The 16,614-nt window shown below is 67.8% G+C and carries 10 protein-coding genes; 8 read left to right on the top strand and 2 right to left on the bottom strand.

The window, feature by feature from the left end; all coding sequences use genetic code 11:
• Positions 1 to 217 precede the first annotated feature (217 nt).
• Entirely contained in the window at positions 218 to 646 is a 429-nt protein-coding gene (locus G474_RS0106300) for a TOBE domain-containing protein (protein ID WP_026686229.1), read from the top strand.
• Between the two features lie 19 nt (positions 647 to 665).
• Here the strand turns inward: G474_RS0106300 and G474_RS0106295 are convergent, their stop codons facing one another.
• Together G474_RS0106295 and G474_RS0106290 are read right to left on the bottom strand one after the other, a co-directional pair.
• The gene (locus tag G474_RS0106295) at positions 666 to 3,947 is read right to left on the bottom strand and encodes an EAL domain-containing protein (RefSeq protein ID WP_051281988.1); all 3,282 of its coding nucleotides are present in this window, start codon (positions 3,945 to 3,947) and stop codon (positions 666 to 668) included.
• An 89-nt stretch (positions 3,948 to 4,036) separates the two neighbouring features.
• Positions 4,037 to 5,470, bottom strand: a complete 1,434-nt coding sequence (locus G474_RS0106290; protein ID WP_026686227.1) for a short-chain fatty acyl-CoA regulator family protein — start codon at positions 5,468 to 5,470, stop codon at positions 4,037 to 4,039.
• Positions 5,471 to 5,655: 185 nt separating this feature from the next.
• Here G474_RS0106290 and prpC point away from each other — a divergent pair, with 185 nt between their 5' ends.
• The 7 genes from prpC (at position 5,656) to G474_RS21920 (ending at position 16,509) form a co-directional block, all read left to right on the top strand.
• A complete protein-coding gene (prpC, locus tag G474_RS0106285; RefSeq protein ID WP_026686226.1) occupies positions 5,656 to 6,810 on the top strand; it encodes a bifunctional 2-methylcitrate synthase/citrate synthase in 1,155 nt (384 codons plus the stop codon).
• A gap of 13 nt (positions 6,811 to 6,823) precedes the next feature.
• A complete protein-coding gene (acnD, locus tag G474_RS0106280) occupies positions 6,824 to 9,487 on the top strand; it encodes a Fe/S-dependent 2-methylisocitrate dehydratase AcnD (protein ID WP_026686225.1) in 2,664 nt (887 codons plus the stop codon).
• Positions 9,487 to 10,692, top strand: coding sequence for a 2-methylaconitate cis-trans isomerase PrpF (gene prpF, locus G474_RS0106275; protein WP_026686224.1), 1,206 nt, complete (start codon positions 9,487 to 9,489; stop codon positions 10,690 to 10,692). The genes acnD and prpF overlap by 1 nt, the downstream gene beginning before the upstream one ends.
• A gap of 17 nt (positions 10,693 to 10,709) precedes the next feature.
• Complete coding sequence (locus tag G474_RS0106270) at positions 10,710 to 11,081, top strand: acyl-CoA thioesterase (protein WP_026686223.1); 372 nt, start codon at positions 10,710 to 10,712, stop codon at positions 11,079 to 11,081.
• 205 nt (positions 11,082 to 11,286) lie between these two features.
• Positions 11,287 to 12,147 carry an isocitrate lyase/PEP mutase family protein gene (locus G474_RS0106265; RefSeq protein ID WP_026686222.1) on the top strand — a complete coding sequence of 287 codons (861 nt, stop codon included), beginning with the start codon at positions 11,287 to 11,289 and terminating at the stop codon, positions 12,145 to 12,147.
• Between the two features lie 235 nt (positions 12,148 to 12,382).
• Complete coding sequence (locus G474_RS0106260) at positions 12,383 to 15,820, top strand: pyruvate carboxylase (protein WP_043463468.1); 3,438 nt, start codon at positions 12,383 to 12,385, stop codon at positions 15,818 to 15,820.
• On the top strand, positions 15,817 to 16,509 hold the full coding sequence (locus tag G474_RS21920; protein ID WP_051281986.1) for a GntR family transcriptional regulator: 693 nt from the start codon (positions 15,817 to 15,819) through the stop codon (positions 16,507 to 16,509). The genes G474_RS0106260 and G474_RS21920 overlap by 4 nt, the downstream gene beginning before the upstream one ends.
• Positions 16,510 to 16,614 lie beyond the last annotated feature (105 nt).

Here is a 16,614-nt window from a genome sequence, read left to right as displayed (position 1 = left end):
GTCAGATATATAACGATTACTATAAACCAGGAAAGCGACGCTTCTGGTCCCGGCCTTTCCCCCTGATCCGTAAAAAATCCAGGCGGCGCTATGGTTGCGGGCACCAGGCGGAGCGACTTAGCATGGCGTCGCGCTCACCGGCTACGCTATTCATGAACAGATATAGCGAAAACCAGGCCAGCCCACCATCCCGATCCCGAACAGCAAGGAGAACACCATGAACATCAGCGCCCGCAACAGCTTTCCCGGCACCATCACCGCCCTGGCCGAGGGCCCGGTCAACGCGGAAGTGGAGCTCAGCACCGCCGGCGGCGACCGGATCGTCGCCGTGGTCACCGAAGGCAGCGTCAGATCCCTGGGCCTGGCGGTGGGCAAGCCCGTCGTTGCCTACGTCAAGGCCCCCTGGGTGATGGTCATGGCCGGCCAGGAAAACGTCCGTTTTTCGGCCCGCAACCACCTGGCCGGAACCGTGCAGCAGGTGACCCGGGGGGCGGTGAATTCCGACGTGGTGGTGCAGCTGCCGGGCGGCAGCCTGGTGCATGCGGTGATCACCAACGAAGCGGTGCTGGAACTGGCCCTCAAGCCCGGGGCTCCGGCCTCGGTGCTGTTCAAGGCCAGCCACGTGATCCTGGGCGTGCCGGCCTGATGCCGGCAGGGGGCTGGGCTCAGCCCTCTGCCCGGCCCCGCTGCCAGGTCTCGAAGGCGGCGGCGGCCATGGGCCGGCCGAACAGGAAGCCCTGCAGCACCTGACAGCCGCGCCCGGACAGGAAATCCACCTGGGCCTGGGTTTCCACCCCCTCGGCCACCACCGCCAGGCCCAGGTCCGAGGCCATGGACAGGGTGGCGGTGGCGATGGCCAGATCCTCGGCATCCAGGGGGATGTCCATGACGAAGGAGCGGTCCAGTTTCAGGCGGCTGATGGGCAGACGCTTCAGGTAGGCCAGGCTGGAATAGCCGGTACCGAAATCGTCCAGGGCCAGGGTGATGCCCAGGCGGCGCAGCCGGTGCAGGCGCTCGAACAGCTCCTCGCTGGGCTGCATCAGGGCGCTCTCGGTGATTTCCAGCTCCAGGGCGGCAGGATCGGCCCCGGTTTCCTTCAGGGTGCGCTCCACCATTTCCACAAAGTCCCCCCGGCGGAACTGCAGGGCGGAAATGTTCACCGCCATCACCAGCCCCTGGCCGGCCCAGCGCACCTGCTGCCGGCAGGCCTCGGCCAGCACCCATTCCCCCAGGGGCACGATCAGGCCGGAATCCTCGGCCACGGGAATGAAGTGGGCCGGCGGTACCAGCCCCATTTCCGGGTGCTGCCAGCGCACCAGGGCCTCGCAGCCGATCAGCCGGCCGCTGCGGGCCTCCACCTGGGGCTGGTAATGGAGCACCAGCTCCTGGCGTTCCAGCCCCCGGCGCAGGGCGTTCTCCAGCATCATGCGTTCGAAGGCACGCACGTTCATTTCCGGCACGAAGAACTGGAAGTTGGCCCGCCCCGCCGCCTTGGCGCTGTACATGGCGATGTCCGCGTGCTTGAGCAGGGTGTCCACATCGTCCCCGTCAGCCGGGTAGAGGGCGATGCCGATGCTGGCGGATACCGACAGCTCATGGCCCCCCAGCAGCATCGGCGCTTCCAGGGCCTGCAACAGCTTGCGGGCCACTTCGCCGGCATCCTCGGCCCGGGCCAGGCGCGGCAGGAGCAGCACGAATTCGTCGCCCCCCTGGCGGGCCAGCACGTCGTCGCTGCGCAGGCAGGACTGCAGGCGGCGGGCCACTTCCGCCAGCAGCTGGTCCCCCACCCCATGGCCAAGGGAATCATTGACGGTCTTGAACTGGTCCAGGTCCAGGAACATCACCGCCAGCACGTCCCGGGGATGGCGCCGGGCGGCAAACAGGGCGGCCTGGGCCCGATCGGCCCACATGCTGCGGTTGGGCAGGTGGGTGAGGATGTCGTAATGGGCCAGGAACTGGATGTGGGCCTCGCTCTGGCGCACCACGGTCACATCCTGGAGGGTGCCCCGCAGGCGCAGGCCGTCCCCCGGCTGCACCTCGCTCTCGATGAGGAAATGGGCCACCCGCTCCTCCCGCCGGCCATCGGGCTGGATGCGGCAGTCCAGGGCAACGCTGGCGGGGGGCTCCTGGACCTGATCCAGGGCATTGCGCAGGGCGGCCCGGTCCTCCGGCACCACCAGCTCCTCCACCTGCTGCCAGCCCACCAGGGTACCGGGAAGCAAGCCCAGCATGCGGCACAGTTCGTCGGAGGCGTGGAAGGTCCCGTCCCCGGCCAGCTCCCAGCTTCCCAGCTGGGCAATGCGCTGGGCCCGGGCCAGCAGATCGGTCTGCTCCTGGAGCCGCAGGCCCACTTCGCCCAGCTGCGCCGTGCGCTCATCCACCAGCTCGCTCACCCGCCGGGCCCGGCCGGTGCTGACCAGCAGGAAAGCCCCCAGCACGCCCACCATGGCCAAGCCCACGGCCAGGGTCACCCAGGCTGCCCAGCCCCGCTGGCTGAGGGGGTAGGCGGAGGTGGCGCGCAACCGGAGTTCCCACTCGCGCCCGGCAAAGGCCAGGGGGTAGGTGGCGGCCAGGCGACCTGCGCCCCAGTCCGGAGCGTCGCAGCCCTCGGGACCCGAGAGGCGCTGGTTGCCCGGCCGCCCCTGGCGGTCCAGCAGGCAGATTTCCATCTGGGCCCGCAGCTCCGGCCCCACGGTGGCCTGGATCGCGTCATCCATGCGGAAGGCTCCGGATACCAGCCCCAGGGTCCGCCCTCCCTGACGTACCAACTGATAGATCACCACGCCCTGCTGGGCGCCCACCTCCTGAGCCAGGCGCACTGCCTGGGTAGCCCGGGGCAGACCGCTGGCCCCCGAAGCCTCCAGGATCTGACGCGCCACCGGCCAGGCGTACACACTCAGGCCCAGGATGCGCTGGTTGCCTCCCAGGGGCTCCACGAACAGGTAGGGCAGATAGGCTTCAGCGGCCGGGGCCACGTAGGTCATGCCCACATCGTCCCGGTCCCGGATGCGGAAATCCGGAAACCCCTGGCCCTGCACCCGGGCCTCGAAGCCGGCCCGCTGGCCATGCTCGATCCAGGGGGCCCAGGCGAAGTTCTGGGAGCCCGGATAGCGTTCCAGCCAGGGAGTGACGAACTCCCGCCAGCCCCGGGCGTCCAGGTCCGGGGCCACCACCATCAGCCGCTCCAGGGCCAGCAGCATGTCCTCCTGGACCGCGAAGCGCTTGTCGATCAGGCTGGCCACGTGGCTGCCGTCCCGGTTGAACTGCCCGCCGATGCGGGCGCTCTCCCAGTCCCGCACCTGGATGAACAGGATCACCATCAGCACCAGGGCCACGCACAAAGGCAGGGCCACCCCCAGGCGCCGGGGAGCCCAGTCGGAACGGGGGCGGCCGAAGAAGACGAACATCAGGGGCGCCATCACCAGCACCCCCAGGGTATCCCCGGCCCACCAGTTCCAGGCGCTGAACACCGCGTCGGCCGGGGCGATGACCCCGGTGGCCACCAGGATGGGCATGGCGAAGGCGACGCTGACCAGGCAGCCCAGGGGCGCCACCAGGGTGATGAAGCGGATGATGGGCCGGGCCTGGTCCAGGGGATTGGGAAAACCGATCAGGCGCCGGGCCAGCCAGTAGCCGGCCAGGGCCTGCAGGGTGGCGCCCACGGGAGCCACCCACGGCCCCCACCAGGAAGCGCCGGAAAGCCCCACCTGGGCGCCGGCCACCAGCTGTACCGCCAGGGCTCCGAGCCAGACCCCGGGCCACAGGCGGGCACCAAAAATCAGCAGGGCTGCCAGGGCCATGCCGGCAGGCGGGAAGATGGGGGCGGCATAACCGGGCGGTACCGCCAGCCCCAGGAACAGGATGCCCACTCCGGTATAGGCCAGGGCCAGCAGCAGGATGGACCTGAGCAGGGCGGGCAGCGTCACGGGCGGGGTGGAAACTGGCATGGAGCATGTCCCGTCAAGAAGGGCCCGCCGATTCTACTCCAGCCCCTGCCCCCCTGATCCAGCCATGGTCCAGGCGGACCATGGCTGGATCAGCGCACCGGATAGGGAGCAAACCGGCTGCTGTGCTCGTCCACCGCCAGAGCCCGGCCCACGGGGGGGAAGGCCCGCTGGGGACAGGCCTCCCGCTCGCACACCTTGCAGCCGGCGCCGATGGGGGTATAGGCCTCCGGGTCGCGCAGATTCAGGCCCTTGGAATAAATCAGGCGCTCCCCGTGACGCAGGTCGCAGCCCAGGCCCACGGCAAAGGTCTTGCCCGGGGCCCCGTAACCCCCGTAGCCCCGGGAAACGCTGCGTGCCACCCACAGGTAGGCCCGCCCGTCGGGCATGGCCGCCAGCTGGGTGAGCACCCGGCCAGGCTGGGCAAAGGCTTCGTACACGTTCCACAGGGGGCAGGTGCCGCCGATCCGGGAAAAGTGGAAGTCCGTGGCCGACTGGCGCTTGGAGATGTTGCCAGCCCTATCCACCCGCACGAAGAAGAAGGGCACCCCCCGGGCTTCCGGGCGCTGCAGGGTGGACAGCCGGTGGCAGACCGTTTCGAAGGCCACGCCGAAGGCCTGTCCCAGGCGCTCGATGTCGTAACGCAGCTGCTCGGCCGCTGCCAGGAAGCGCCGGTAAGGCAGCACCAGGGCCCCGGCAAAGTAGTTGGCCAGACCGATGCGGGCCAGGCGGCGGGCTTCCTCACTGCTCAGGGCCGCGCCCTCGGCCAGCTCCCGGATCAAGTCGCCGGCCTCCAGGAAGGCCAGCTCCGTGGCCATCTGGAAAGCCTGCTGTCCGGGGGCCAGATGGGCGGAAAGCCGCAGCAGCCGGCGGCCGGGATCGAACAGGCGCAGGGCCTCGGCCCCGGCCGGCCCGCCCTCCTCCAGCCCCAGATCCCGCAGCACCTGGACCCCGTGGGCCTGAAGCAGGCGCAATTCCAGCCCCGCCGCCACCGCGCCGGGGCTCAGGAGCCAGGCCTCGAACAGGCGCTCGGCCAGGCTGTCCAGCTCGTCGATATAGTTGTGCCGGGCGTAGAAGAAATCCCGCACCTCCTCGTAAGGCATGGGCTTGGCCGCGGCCACCTCGCCCCGGTCCAGGCCCAGGCGGGCGGCCCAGGCCTCTTCCCGCTCCAGGGCATCCCGCTGGCGCCGGCCCAGGGCCACCAGGACCCGGGCCACGGCGGGCATGCTGGCCGCCAGCTCGCGGATTTCCGCCTGGGCCACCGCCTCGCCCCCGGGCGCTTCGCCCAGCACCTCCCGCAGGTCGGCGATCAACCGCGCCTCATCATCCTCGGAAAAGCGCTGCACATCGACCCCGAACACGGCATTGAGCTTGAGCAGCACCGGCACGGTCAGAGGCCGCTGGTTCTGCTCCAGCTGGTTCAGGTAGCTGGGGGAAAGCTCCAGGGCCCGGGCCAGGGCCACTTGGGTCAGGCCCCGTTCCTCCCGCAGGCGCCGGAGGCGCACCCCCATGAAGGTCTTTTTCATTGGCACTCCGCATTCGAAATATTTGCAATATTCGCAAATTCACTGAACCGACTTCGCAAAATCACGCCAATTCAGGGCTTTATGTTCATTTATGGATGCGTATATTGCAAACAATCCTTGCAAAGCACAAGGACCCCCAGGGGCGGCGCCCCACCCCATCGACCACGAAAATCCAGGAGACCCGGATGAGCCAGACCCAGGAAGCCGTTTTCAAACCCAAGAAGTCCGTTGCCCTGTCGGGCGTCACCGCCGGCAACACGGCCCTGTGCACCGTCGGCAAATCGGGCAACGACCTGCATTACCGGGGCTACGATATTCTCGACATCGCCGAGCGCTGCGACTTCGAGGAGGTGGCCCACCTGCTGGTGCACGGCAAGCTGCCCACCGGAGCCGAGCTCAAGGCCTACAAGGCCAGACTGAAAGCCCTGCGCGGCCTGCCCACCAGCGTCAAGGAAGCGCTGGAAAGCCTGCCCGCCTCGGCCCACCCCATGGACGTGATGCGCACCGGCGTCTCGGCCCTGGGCTGCGCCCTGCCGGAAAAGGATGACCACAACATCCCCGGCGCCCGGGACATCGCCGACCGGCTGCTGGCTTCCCTGGGCTCCATGCTGCTCTACTGGTACCACTGGAGCACCAACGGCAAGCGCATCGAGGTGGAAACCGACGACGACTCCATCGGCGCCCATTTCCTGCACCTGCTCCATGGCCAGAAGCCCTCGGCCCTGTGGGAGCGGGCCATGCACACCTCGCTGATCCTCTACGCCGAGCATGAATTCAACGCCTCCACCTTCACCGGCCGCGTCATCGCCGGCACCGGTTCCGACATGTATTCCGCCATCACCGGCGCCATCGGCGCCCTGCGTGGTCCCAAACACGGGGGCGCCAACGAGGTGGCCTTCGAAATCCAGAAGCGCTATGACAACCCGGATGAGGCGGAAGCCGACATCCGCCGCCGGGTGGAAAACAAGGAAGTGGTGATCGGCTTCGGGCACCCGGTGTATACGGTTTCCGACCCCCGCAACCAGGTGATCAAGGGGGTCGCCCACCAGCTATCCGTGGATGCCGGCTCCACCAAGATGTTCGACATCGCCGCCCGCCTGGAAGCAGTGATGTGGGAGGTCAAGCAGATGTTCCCCAACCTGGACTGGTTCAGCGCCGTCAGCTACCACATGATGGGCGTGCCCACCGCCATGTTCACGCCCCTGTTCGTGATCGCCCGCACCTCCGGCTGGGCCGCCCACATCATCGAGCAGCGCATCGACAACAAGATCATCCGCCCCAGCGCCAACTACGTGGGACCGGAAGACCGTGCCTTCCTGCCCATCGATCAACGCCAGTAAGATGATGCGCGCCATGAACACCGCTTACCGCAAACCCCTGCCCGGCACGCCCCATGACTACTTCGACACCCGCGCCGCCGTCGAGGCCATCAGGCCCGGGGCCTACGCCGGCCTGCCCTACGTTTCCCGGGTGCTGGCCGAGCAGCTGGTGCGCCGCTGCGACCCGGCGCTGCTGAGCGCCGCCCTGACCCAGATCATCGAGCGCCGGCGCGACCTGGATTTCCCCTGGTATCCGGCCCGGGTGGTGTGCCACGACATCCTCGGTCAGACCGCCCTGGTGGACCTGGCCGGCCTGCGCGATGCCATCGCCGACCAGGGGGGCGACCCGGCCAAGGTGAACCCGGTGGTGCCGACCCAGCTGATCGTCGACCACTCCCTGGCCGTCGAATACGGCGGCTTCGACCCGGAGGCCTTCGAGAAGAACCGGGCCGTGGAGGAGCGCCGCAACGAGGACCGCTTCCACTTCATCGAGTGGACGAAACGGGCCTTCGAGAACGTGGACGTGATCCCGGCCGGGAACGGCATCATGCACCAGATCAACCTGGAAAAAATGTCGCCGGTGATCCAGGTGCGCCAGGATGGGAACGGCAAGAGCGTGGCCTTCCCCGACACCTGCGTCGGCACCGACAGCCACACGCCCCACGTGGACGCCCTGGGCGTGATCGCCATCGGCGTCGGCGGGCTGGAGGCCGAAACCGTGATGCTGGGCCGGGCCTCCATGATGCGCCTGCCCGACATCGTCGGGGTCCGCCTGAGCGGCCAGCGCCAGCCCGGCATCACCGCCACCGACATCGTGCTGGCCCTGACCGAGTTCCTGAGAAAGGAGAAGGTGGTGGGCGCCTGGGTGGAGTTCTTCGGAGAAGGCGCGGACAGCCTCTCCATCGGCGACCGGGCCACCATTTCCAACATGTGTCCGGAGTACGGCGCCACCGCCGCGATGTTCCACATCGACCAGCAGACCATCGCCTACCTGAAACTCACCGGCCGCGAACCGGAGCAGGTGGCCCTGGTGGAGCACTACGCGAAGACCACGGGCCTGTGGGCCGAGGCGCTCAGCTCCGCCGAGTACGAACGCACCCTGGCCTTCGACCTGTCTACCGTAGTGCGCAACATGGCCGGCCCCTCCAACCCCCACAAGCGGCTGCCCACCTCGGCCCTGAAGGAGCGCGGCATCGCCGCCCAGACCAGGAGCGAGCTGGACCGGGCCTGGCTCGACGAACGTTGCGGCCGCCTGCCCGACGGCGCCGTGATCATCGCCGCCATCACCAGCTGCACCAACACCTCGAACCCCCGCAACCTAGTTGCCGCCGGCCTGCTGGCGAAGAAGGCCAACGCCCTGGGGCTGGTGCGCAAGCCCTGGGTGAAAACCTCCTTCGCCCCCGGCTCCCAAGTGGCCCGGCTCTATCTGGAAGCCGCCGGCCTGCTGCCGGAACTGGAAAAGCTGGGGTTCGGCATCGTCGGCTACGCCTGCACCACCTGCAACGGCATGTCCGGCGCCCTGGATCCGAAGATTCAGCAGGAGATCATCGAGCGGGACGTCTACACCACCGCCGTGCTCTCCGGCAACCGCAACTTCGACGGCCGCATCCACCCCTACGCCAAGCAGGCCTTCCTGGCCTCGCCGCCCCTGGTGGTGGCCTACGCCATCGCCGGCACCATCCGCTTCGACATCGAGCAGGAGGTGCTGGCCGAGGTCAAGGGCAAGGAAATCCGCCTCCAGGACCTGTGGCCCAGCGACGCGGAAATCGACGCCATCGTCGCCCGCTGCGTCCAGCCGGAAATGTTCCATCAGGTCTATGCACCGATGTTCGCCCTCCACCGGGAGCAGACGGCACAGACCCGCCCCCTCTACGACTGGCGCCCCCAATCCACCTACATCCGCCGGCCGCCCTACTGGGACACCGAAGGGGTCGGCGCCCTGGCCGCCAACCCGCGCACCCTGAAGGGCATGCGCCCGCTCGCCGTGCTGCCCGACAACATCACCACCGATCACCTGTCGCCGTCGAACGCCATCCTGGCCAGCTCCGCCGCCGGGGAATACCTGGCGAAGATGGGCCTGCCGGAGGAGGACTTCAACTCCTACGCCACCCACCGGGGCGACCACCTGACCGCCATGCGCGCCACCTTCGCCAATCCCCAGCTGGTCAATGAAATGGCCGTGGTCGATGGGGTGGTGCAGAAGGGTTCCCTGACCCGGGTGGAGCCCGAGGGCCAGGTCATGCGCATGTGGGAGGCCATCGAAACCTACCTGGCCCGCCGGCAGCCCCTGATCATCATCGCCGGGGCCGACTACGGCCAGGGTTCGAGCCGCGACTGGGCCGCCAAGGGGGTGCGCCTGGCCGGGGTGGAAGCCATCGTCGCCGAAGGCTTCGAGCGCATCCATCGCACCAACCTGATCGGTATGGGGGTGCTGCCCCTGGAGTTCAAGCCGGGCACCACGCGCCTGACGCTGGGCCTGGACGGCAGCGAGACCTACGACGTGGTCGGCGAGCGCAGGCCGCGCGCCGAACTGACATTGCTCATCCATCGCAAGAACGGGGAAACCCTGGAAGTGCCGGTCATCTGCCGCCTGGATACCGCCGAGGAAGTGTCGATCTACGCGGCCGGCGGCGTGCTGCAGCGCTTCGCGCAAGATTTTCTGGCCGCCGAGTCCACCCAAAGGAAGGAAATCGCCTGATGTCTCAAGTTCCGCAAATCCGCATCCCCGCCACCTACATGCGCGGCGGCACCAGCAAGGGGGTGTTCTTCCGCCTGGAAGACCTGCCCGAACCCTGCCGGGTGCCGGGCGCAGCGCGCAACCGGCTGTTCCAGCGGGTGATCGGCAGCCCCGACCCCTACGCCAAGCACATCGACGGCATGGGCGGCGCCACTTCCAGCACCAGCAAGTGCGTGATCCTGTCCAGGTCCGACCGGCCCGGCCACGACGTGGATTACCTTTACGGCCAGGTGGCCATCGACAGCGATTTCGTGGACTGGTCCGGCAACTGCGGCAACCTGTCTACGGCCGCCGGCGCCTTCGCCCTTCACGCCGGCTACGTGGCCCCGGAGCGCATCCCCCGGAACGGGGTGTGCACGGTGCGCATCTGGCAGGCCAACATCGGCAAGACCATCATCGCCCATGTGCCGGTCAGCAACGGCCAGGTGCAGGAAACCGGCGACTTCGAACTGGATGGGGTGACCTTCCCGGCCGCCGAGATCGTGCTGGAATTCCTCGACCCCGCCGATGCGGGCGAAGATGAGGGCGGCGGCTCCATGTTCCCCACCGGCCAGGTGGTAGACGAGCTGGAAGTGCCGGCATCCCTGGTGGTGGGCGGCCGGCTCCAGGCCACCCTGATCAACGCCGGCATCCCCACCATTTTCGTGAACGCCGCCGACATCGGCTACCGGGGCACCGAACTCCAGGAGGCCATCAACGGCGACCCCGAGGCCCTGGCCGGCTTCGAGACCCTGCGCGCCATCGGCGCCCTGAAGATGGGCCTGATCGACAGGCTGGAAGATGCCCCCAGGCGCCAGCACACGCCCAAGATCGCCTTCGTCGCGCCGCCCATGGACTACGTGTCGTCCAGCGGCAAGACCGTCAGGGCCAGCGAGGTGGACCTGCTGGTGCGAGCCCTGTCCATGGGCAAGCTGCACCACGCCATGATGGGCACGGCGGCGGTCGCCATCGGTGCTGCCGCCGCCGTGCCCGGCACCCTGGTCAACCTGGCAGCCGGCGGCGGCGAACGCCAGGCCGTCCGCTTCGGCCACCCCTCCGGCACCCTGCGCGTCGGCGCCGAAGCCAGGCAGATTGACGGCCAGTGGTCCGTCACCAAGGCGATCATGAGCCGCAGCGCCCGCATCCTGATGGAAGGCTGGGTGCGCGTACCCGGCGACGCCATCTGACAGCCGGGCAGCCCGCCATGACCCCTGCCGCCCCGCCCGTGGAGATCCGCGAACTGGTGCTGCCGATGCTGGCCAACCACCACGGCACCCTGTTCGCTGGCCAGGGCCTGCAGCTGATGGCCAAGGTGGCCTTCATGGCGGCGCGCAGCCTGGCCCGGCAGGAAGTGGTGATGGCGGCCGCCCGGGACATCAATTTTCTCTCGCCCATCCCCATCGGCCATGTGCTCACCCTGCGCGGCCAGGTCGTGCGCCTGGGACGCAGCTCCATGACGGTGCAGGTCACCGGCCTGGCGGAAAAGGCCGGCGCCCCGGCCGAGTCGGTCCTGGGCGGCGAGTTTGAACTGGTCGCCATCGATGCCGAGGGCCGCCCCAGCCCCATCGAACCTTAAAACCTCAGTTAAACCACAGAGGCACAGAGACGCCGAGGAAAAACAAAGACTTGTCCTGGAAGGCCAGGTCACTTTCTAGGTGAGTGGAGAAGATAATGCAAGCCATTGTTTTTTTTGAACTTCCATGTGTATTTGTGTCTCTGTGGTGAGGTTTTTAGGTTGAACGGCCTTGAACGGCCGGAACTTCACGAACAAAGGATTCCCCATGTCTACCCGCAAGAAACTCAAGGAACTGGTCGCCGCCAAACGCGGCGTCATCGTCCCCGGCGCCTTCAACGCGCTGTCCGCCCGCGTCATCGCCGATCTCGGCTTCGAAGCCATCTACGTCACCGGCGCCGGCGTCACCAACATGTGGTTCGGCATGCCCGACCAGGGCTTCATGGGCCTGGCCGAGATCGCCGAGCACACGGCGCGCATCCGCGACGCCGTCGAAGTGCCGCTCTTGGTGGATGCCGATACCGGCTTCGGCAACGCGCTGAACGTTTATCACACGGTGCGCACCCTGGAACGGGCCGGCGCCGATTGCATCCAGCTTGAAGACCAGGTGGCGCCCAAGCGCTGCGGCCATTTTGCCGGCAAGGACGTGATCAGCACCGAGGAAGCGGTGAGCAAGATCAAGGCAGCGGCGGACGCCCGCCGGGACCCGGACTTCCTGATCATGGCGCGTACCGACGCGGCCGCCGTGCATGGCTTCGAGGCCGCCGTCGAGCGCGCCCAGCAGTTCGCCGAAGCCGGCGCCGACATCCTCTTCGTCGAAGCCGTGACCAGCGCAGCGGAAATCCGCGCCCTGCCCCAGCGACTGGCGACGCCGCAACTGATGAACATGGTGATCGGCGGCAAGACCCCGATTTTCAACGCGGACGAACTGGGCCAGCTCGGCTTCGGCATCGTCCTCTACGCCAACGCTGCGCTGCAGGGCGCCGTGATGGGCATGCAGCAGGCCCTGACCGTGCTGCGCGACGAGAAACAGGTGCTCGAATCCAGCGGCCTGGTGACGCCCTTCGCCGAGCGCCAGCGCCTGGTCGGCAAACCCGAGTGGGATGCCCTGGAAAAGCGTTACGTCTGACTCCTGAGCACTGGCCGCCAGGGGCGGCCAGCCTCCCCCAAACACCGAACCATTCCGGGCGGCCTGCCCTCCCGGCAGGGATCGTTCGTCCCGAAAGCGAGGTCACGATGAAGAAAATCAAGAGTGTGCTGGTTGCCAACCGCAGCGACCAGCCGCCCACAGGCGGCGCAGCGACGCAGTCAAATCGCCAGGAGGCCGTCAGGCCCTGGGGCGATTTCGCTGCGGAGGCACGGCCATGATCAAGAAGCTCCTGGTCGCCAACCGCAGCGAAATCGCCATCCGCATCATGCGCGCCGCCGCCGAACTGGGGATGCGCACGGTGGCCATCTATGCCAACGAGGACCGCTTCGCCCTGCATCGTTTCAAGGCGGACGAAAGCTACCTGGTCGGCGAGGGCAGGAAGCCGATCGCCGCCTATCTGGACATCGCCGACATCATCCGCATCGCCCAACAGGCCAGGGTGGACGCCATTCATCCCGGCTACGGCTTCCTGTCCGAGAATCCGGATTTCGCCGAAGCCTGCGCCCGGGCCGGCATCGTCTTCATCGGTCCCCGGCCGGCGGTGATGCGCGAACTCGGCAACAAGGTCACGGCCCGGGCCCTGGCCGAGCAGGTCGGCGTGCCGGTGGTGCCGGCCACCGGCGCTCTGCCGGATGACCCGGAAAGCTGCCGCCAGCTGGCCGCCGGCATCGGCTACCCGCTCATGCTCAAGGCCAGCTGGGGCGGCGGCGGCCGGGGCATGCGGGCGATCCACGAGGAAAACGAACTGCTGCCCGCCATCCAGGTAGCCCGCCGCGAAGCCGCCGCCGCTTTCGGCAACGACGAGGTCTACCTGGAAAAAATGGTGGTCCGCGCCCGCCACGTGGAGGTGCAGATTCTCGGCGACACCCACGGCAACCGGGTGCACCTGTTCGAGCGGGACTGCTCGGTGCAGCGGCGCAACCAGAAGGTGGTCGAACGCGCCCCGGCTCCCTACCTGAATGCCGAACAGCGCGAGGCCCTGTGCGCCGCCGCCCTGAAGCTCGCCGCCGGGGTCGATTACACCCACGCCGGCACTGTGGAATTCCTGATGGACGCCGACACCGGCGCCTTCTATTTCATCGAGGTCAATCCACGCATCCAGGTTGAACACACGGTCACCGAGGAAATCACCGGCGTGGACCTGGTCAAGGCCCAGATCGTGGTCAGCGAAGGCGGCCGTATCGGCGCCAGCGATTTCCTGCCCGCCCAGAAAGACATCCGCCTGTCCGGTCACGCCCTGCAATGCCGCGTCACCACCGAAGACCCAGAAAAAGGCTTCACCCCCGACTACGGCAAGCTGGCCGCCTACCGCAGCGCCGCCGGTGCCGGCATCCGGCTCGACGCCGGCACCGCCTACACCGGCGCCATCATCACCCCCTATTACGATTCCCTGCTGGTCAAGGTCACGGCCCGCGGCCACGATGCCGACGAGGCGATCCGCCGCATGGACCGGGCGCTGCGCGAATTCCGTATCCGCGGCGTGGCGACCAACCTGGCCTTCCTGGAAAACGTCATCGGCCATCCGGCCTTCAGGAACGGCGAATGCACCACACGTTTCATCGACACCACGCCGGAACTGTTCACCTTCAAGCCGCGCCGTGATCGGGCCACGCGCCTGCTGCGCTTCGTCGGCGAGGTGACGGTCAATGGCAACCCGGAAATGAAGGGTCGGACCCGGCCCGCCCAGCCCCTGGGCAAGCCGCAACTGCCCCGGGCCGAACTCGGCATCGGGCCGCTGCCCGGCAGCCGCGACCGCCTGCGCGAACTGGGTGCTGAAGGTTTTGCCCGCTGGATGCGGGAACACCCGCGGGTGCTGCTCACCGACACGACCATGCGCGACGCCCACCAGTCCCTGTTCGCCACCCGCATGCGCACCGCCGACATGCTCGCCGTCGCCCCCCATTACGCCCGCCTGCTGCCCGATCTCTTTTCCCTGGAATGCTGGGGTGGCGCGACCTTCGACGTGGCCCTGCGCTTTCTCAAGGAAGACCCCTGGCAGCGCCTCGACAAACTGCGCGAGGCCGTGCCCAATGTCCTCTTCCAGATGCTGCTGCGCGCCTCCAACGCCGTCGGTTACACCAACTACGCCGACAACGTGGTGCGCTACTTCGTGCAGCAGGCCGCCGCCCACGGCATGGACCTGTTCCGCGTTTTCGACTCCCTCAACTGGGTGGACAACATGCGCGTGGCGATGGACGCGGTGATCGAGACCGGCGCCCTGTGCGAAGGCACGATCTGCTATACCGGCGATCTGCTCGATCCGGCACGCTCGAAGTACGACCTCAAGTACTACGTGGGAATGGCTAGGCAACTGGAAAAGGCCGGCGCCCACATCCTCGGCATCAAGGACATGGCCGGTGTCTGCCGGCCGGCGGCAGCGCGGGCGCTGGTCAGGGCCTTGAAGGATGAGACCGGCCTGCCCATCCACTTCCATACCCACGACACCAGCGGCGGTTCGGTAGCCACCGTGCTGGCTGCGGTGGAGGCCGGCGTCGACGCAGTCGATGGCGCCATGGACGCGATGAGCGGCCTGACGTCGCAGCCCAGCCTGGGCGCCATCGTCGCCGCGCTGGAACACACCGAGCGCGACAGCGGCCTGACGCCCGGCCGCATCGCGCCGTTCTCCCGCTACTGGGAAGGGGTGCGCCGCTACTACGCGCCCTTCGAGGCCGACATCCGCGCCGGCACCTCGGATGTGTACCGCCACGAAATGCCCGGCGGCCAATACACCAACCTGCGCGAACAGGCGCGTTCGATGGGGCTCGACCAGCGCTGGAACGAGGTGGCGCAGGCTTACGCCGACGCCAACCAGTTGTTCGGCGACATCGTCAAGGTGACGCCCTCGTCGAAGGTGGTCGGCGACCTGGCGCTGACCATGGTGGCCAACGAACTGACGCCGGCCGACATCGCCGATCCGGAGAAGGAAATCGCCTTCCCCGATTCGGTGGTTGCCATGATGCGCGGCGAACTGGGCTACCCGGCCGACGGCTTTCCCCCCGCCCTGCAGCAACGCATCCTCAAGGGTCAACAGGCCATCGCGGGGCGGGTCGGCGCCCATCTGCCGGCGGTGGACCTGGAAGCCGAGCGGGCCAAGGCCGAGAAGGCCGTCGGACACCAGGTGGACGATGCTGCCCTGGCCAGCTGGCTGATGTATCCCAAGGTATTCACCGAGTACGCCGGGCACCTGCGCAAGTACGGCGATGTCTCGGTCCTGCCGACCCCGGTGTTCTTCTACGGCCTGGGCGAGAAAGACGAGGCGGCCATCGAGATCGATCAGGGCAAGACCCTGGTGGTGCGCCTACTCGGGAAAACCGACGCCCCGGACGAGGGCGAGGTGAAGCTGTTCTTCGAACTGAACGGCCAGCCCCGCCCCATGCGTATTCCCCGGAGCGGTCAGCAGGGGAACAAGCGCAGCCGCCCCAAAGCCGAGGAAGGCAATGGCGCCCATGTGGCCGCCCCCATGCCCGGCATGATCGCCACCGTTGCCGTGAAATCCGGGCAGAAAGTGAGCAAGGGCAGCCCCCTGCTGTCAGTGGAGGCCATGAAGATGGAAACCGCCATCACCGCCGAACGCGACGCCACGGTCTTGCATGTTCATGTCGCCCCGGGTGACCGGGTCGATGCCAAGGATCTCTTGCTGGAGCTGTCATGAACCCGGAAAACCCCATCGAAACCCTGCGCCCGAAAATGCTCTACGAAGCCCTGGCCGACGCCATCCGCGAACAGATATTCCGCCACCAACTGATGCCGGGCGCCCCCCTGGACGAGTTCCAGCTGGCCAAAAACTACGTGGTCAGCCGCACCCCCATACGCGAAGCCTTGAAGGTGCTCGCCAGCGAAGGCATCGTGGAACTCCAGGCCCGGCGCGGCTGCTTCGTCGTCCGCCTGGACTGGGACGACATCCTCCAGCTGTTCGACCTGCTCGAACTGCTGGAAGACTTCGCCGTGCGTGAAGTGGCGCAAACCCGGGCAACCCTCAGCCCCGGCCCGGCCTTCTGGCGGGAACTGGCCAGCGCCTCGGGAAACAGCTTCCTCTCCGGCCTCATGGAACGCCTCGTCGCCAAGCTCCGCCTGGCCTTCGGCCCCCAGTTCGAGGGTCCGGAAATGCAGCCATCCCTCAGCAGCCAGAGTGCCCTCGCCCAGGCCCTGGCAGCCGGCGACACCGGGCTAGCCCGGAAACTACTCGCCGACCAGGGCAAGACCCGCCGCCACAACGGCCGGCAACTCTTCGCCCAGGTCAGCCAGCACCTCGCCGCCACCCAGGAAACCCAGCCCCGGCAAAGCACCGAACGCAGGCTGGCGGCCTACGCCAGGGAAACCTTCAGCGCCGCCGGGGTTTGAGAAAAGAGAAAGGGAACCGCCGGCCGGGGCACGAACCACAGCTGGAAAAGCCGTCCCAGCCAGACTTGCTGACCGAAGGCGCGAGGTGGAATGCCGGGTTGGGGG

This window comes from Azovibrio restrictus DSM 23866 (genome assembly GCF_000429665.1).
In the GTDB taxonomy this organism is placed as follows: domain Bacteria; phylum Pseudomonadota; class Gammaproteobacteria; order Burkholderiales; family Rhodocyclaceae; genus Azovibrio; species Azovibrio restrictus.
The sequence above is the reverse complement of the archived record's forward strand: the minus strand, read 5'-3'. Positions and strand labels throughout refer to the sequence as shown.

Coding starts and splice junctions, on each gene's coding strand:
- G474_RS0106300 (WP_026686229.1), top strand. CDS start 218: ATGAACATCAGCGCCCGCAACAGCTTTCCCGGCACCATCACCGCCCTG.
- G474_RS0106295 (WP_051281988.1), bottom strand. CDS start 3,947: ATGCCAGTTTCCACCCCGCCCGTGACGCTGCCCGCCCTGCTCAGGTCC.
- G474_RS0106290 (WP_026686227.1), bottom strand. CDS start 5,470: ATGAAAAAGACCTTCATGGGGGTGCGCCTCCGGCGCCTGCGGGAGGAA.
- prpC (WP_026686226.1), top strand. CDS start 5,656: ATGAGCCAGACCCAGGAAGCCGTTTTCAAACCCAAGAAGTCCGTTGCC.
- acnD (WP_026686225.1), top strand. CDS start 6,824: ATGAACACCGCTTACCGCAAACCCCTGCCCGGCACGCCCCATGACTAC.
- prpF (WP_026686224.1), top strand. CDS start 9,487: ATGTCTCAAGTTCCGCAAATCCGCATCCCCGCCACCTACATGCGCGGC.
- G474_RS0106270 (WP_026686223.1), top strand. CDS start 10,710: ATGACCCCTGCCGCCCCGCCCGTGGAGATCCGCGAACTGGTGCTGCCG.
- G474_RS0106265 (WP_026686222.1), top strand. CDS start 11,287: ATGTCTACCCGCAAGAAACTCAAGGAACTGGTCGCCGCCAAACGCGGC.
- G474_RS0106260 (WP_043463468.1), top strand. CDS start 12,383: ATGATCAAGAAGCTCCTGGTCGCCAACCGCAGCGAAATCGCCATCCGC.
- G474_RS21920 (WP_051281986.1), top strand. CDS start 15,817: ATGAACCCGGAAAACCCCATCGAAACCCTGCGCCCGAAAATGCTCTAC.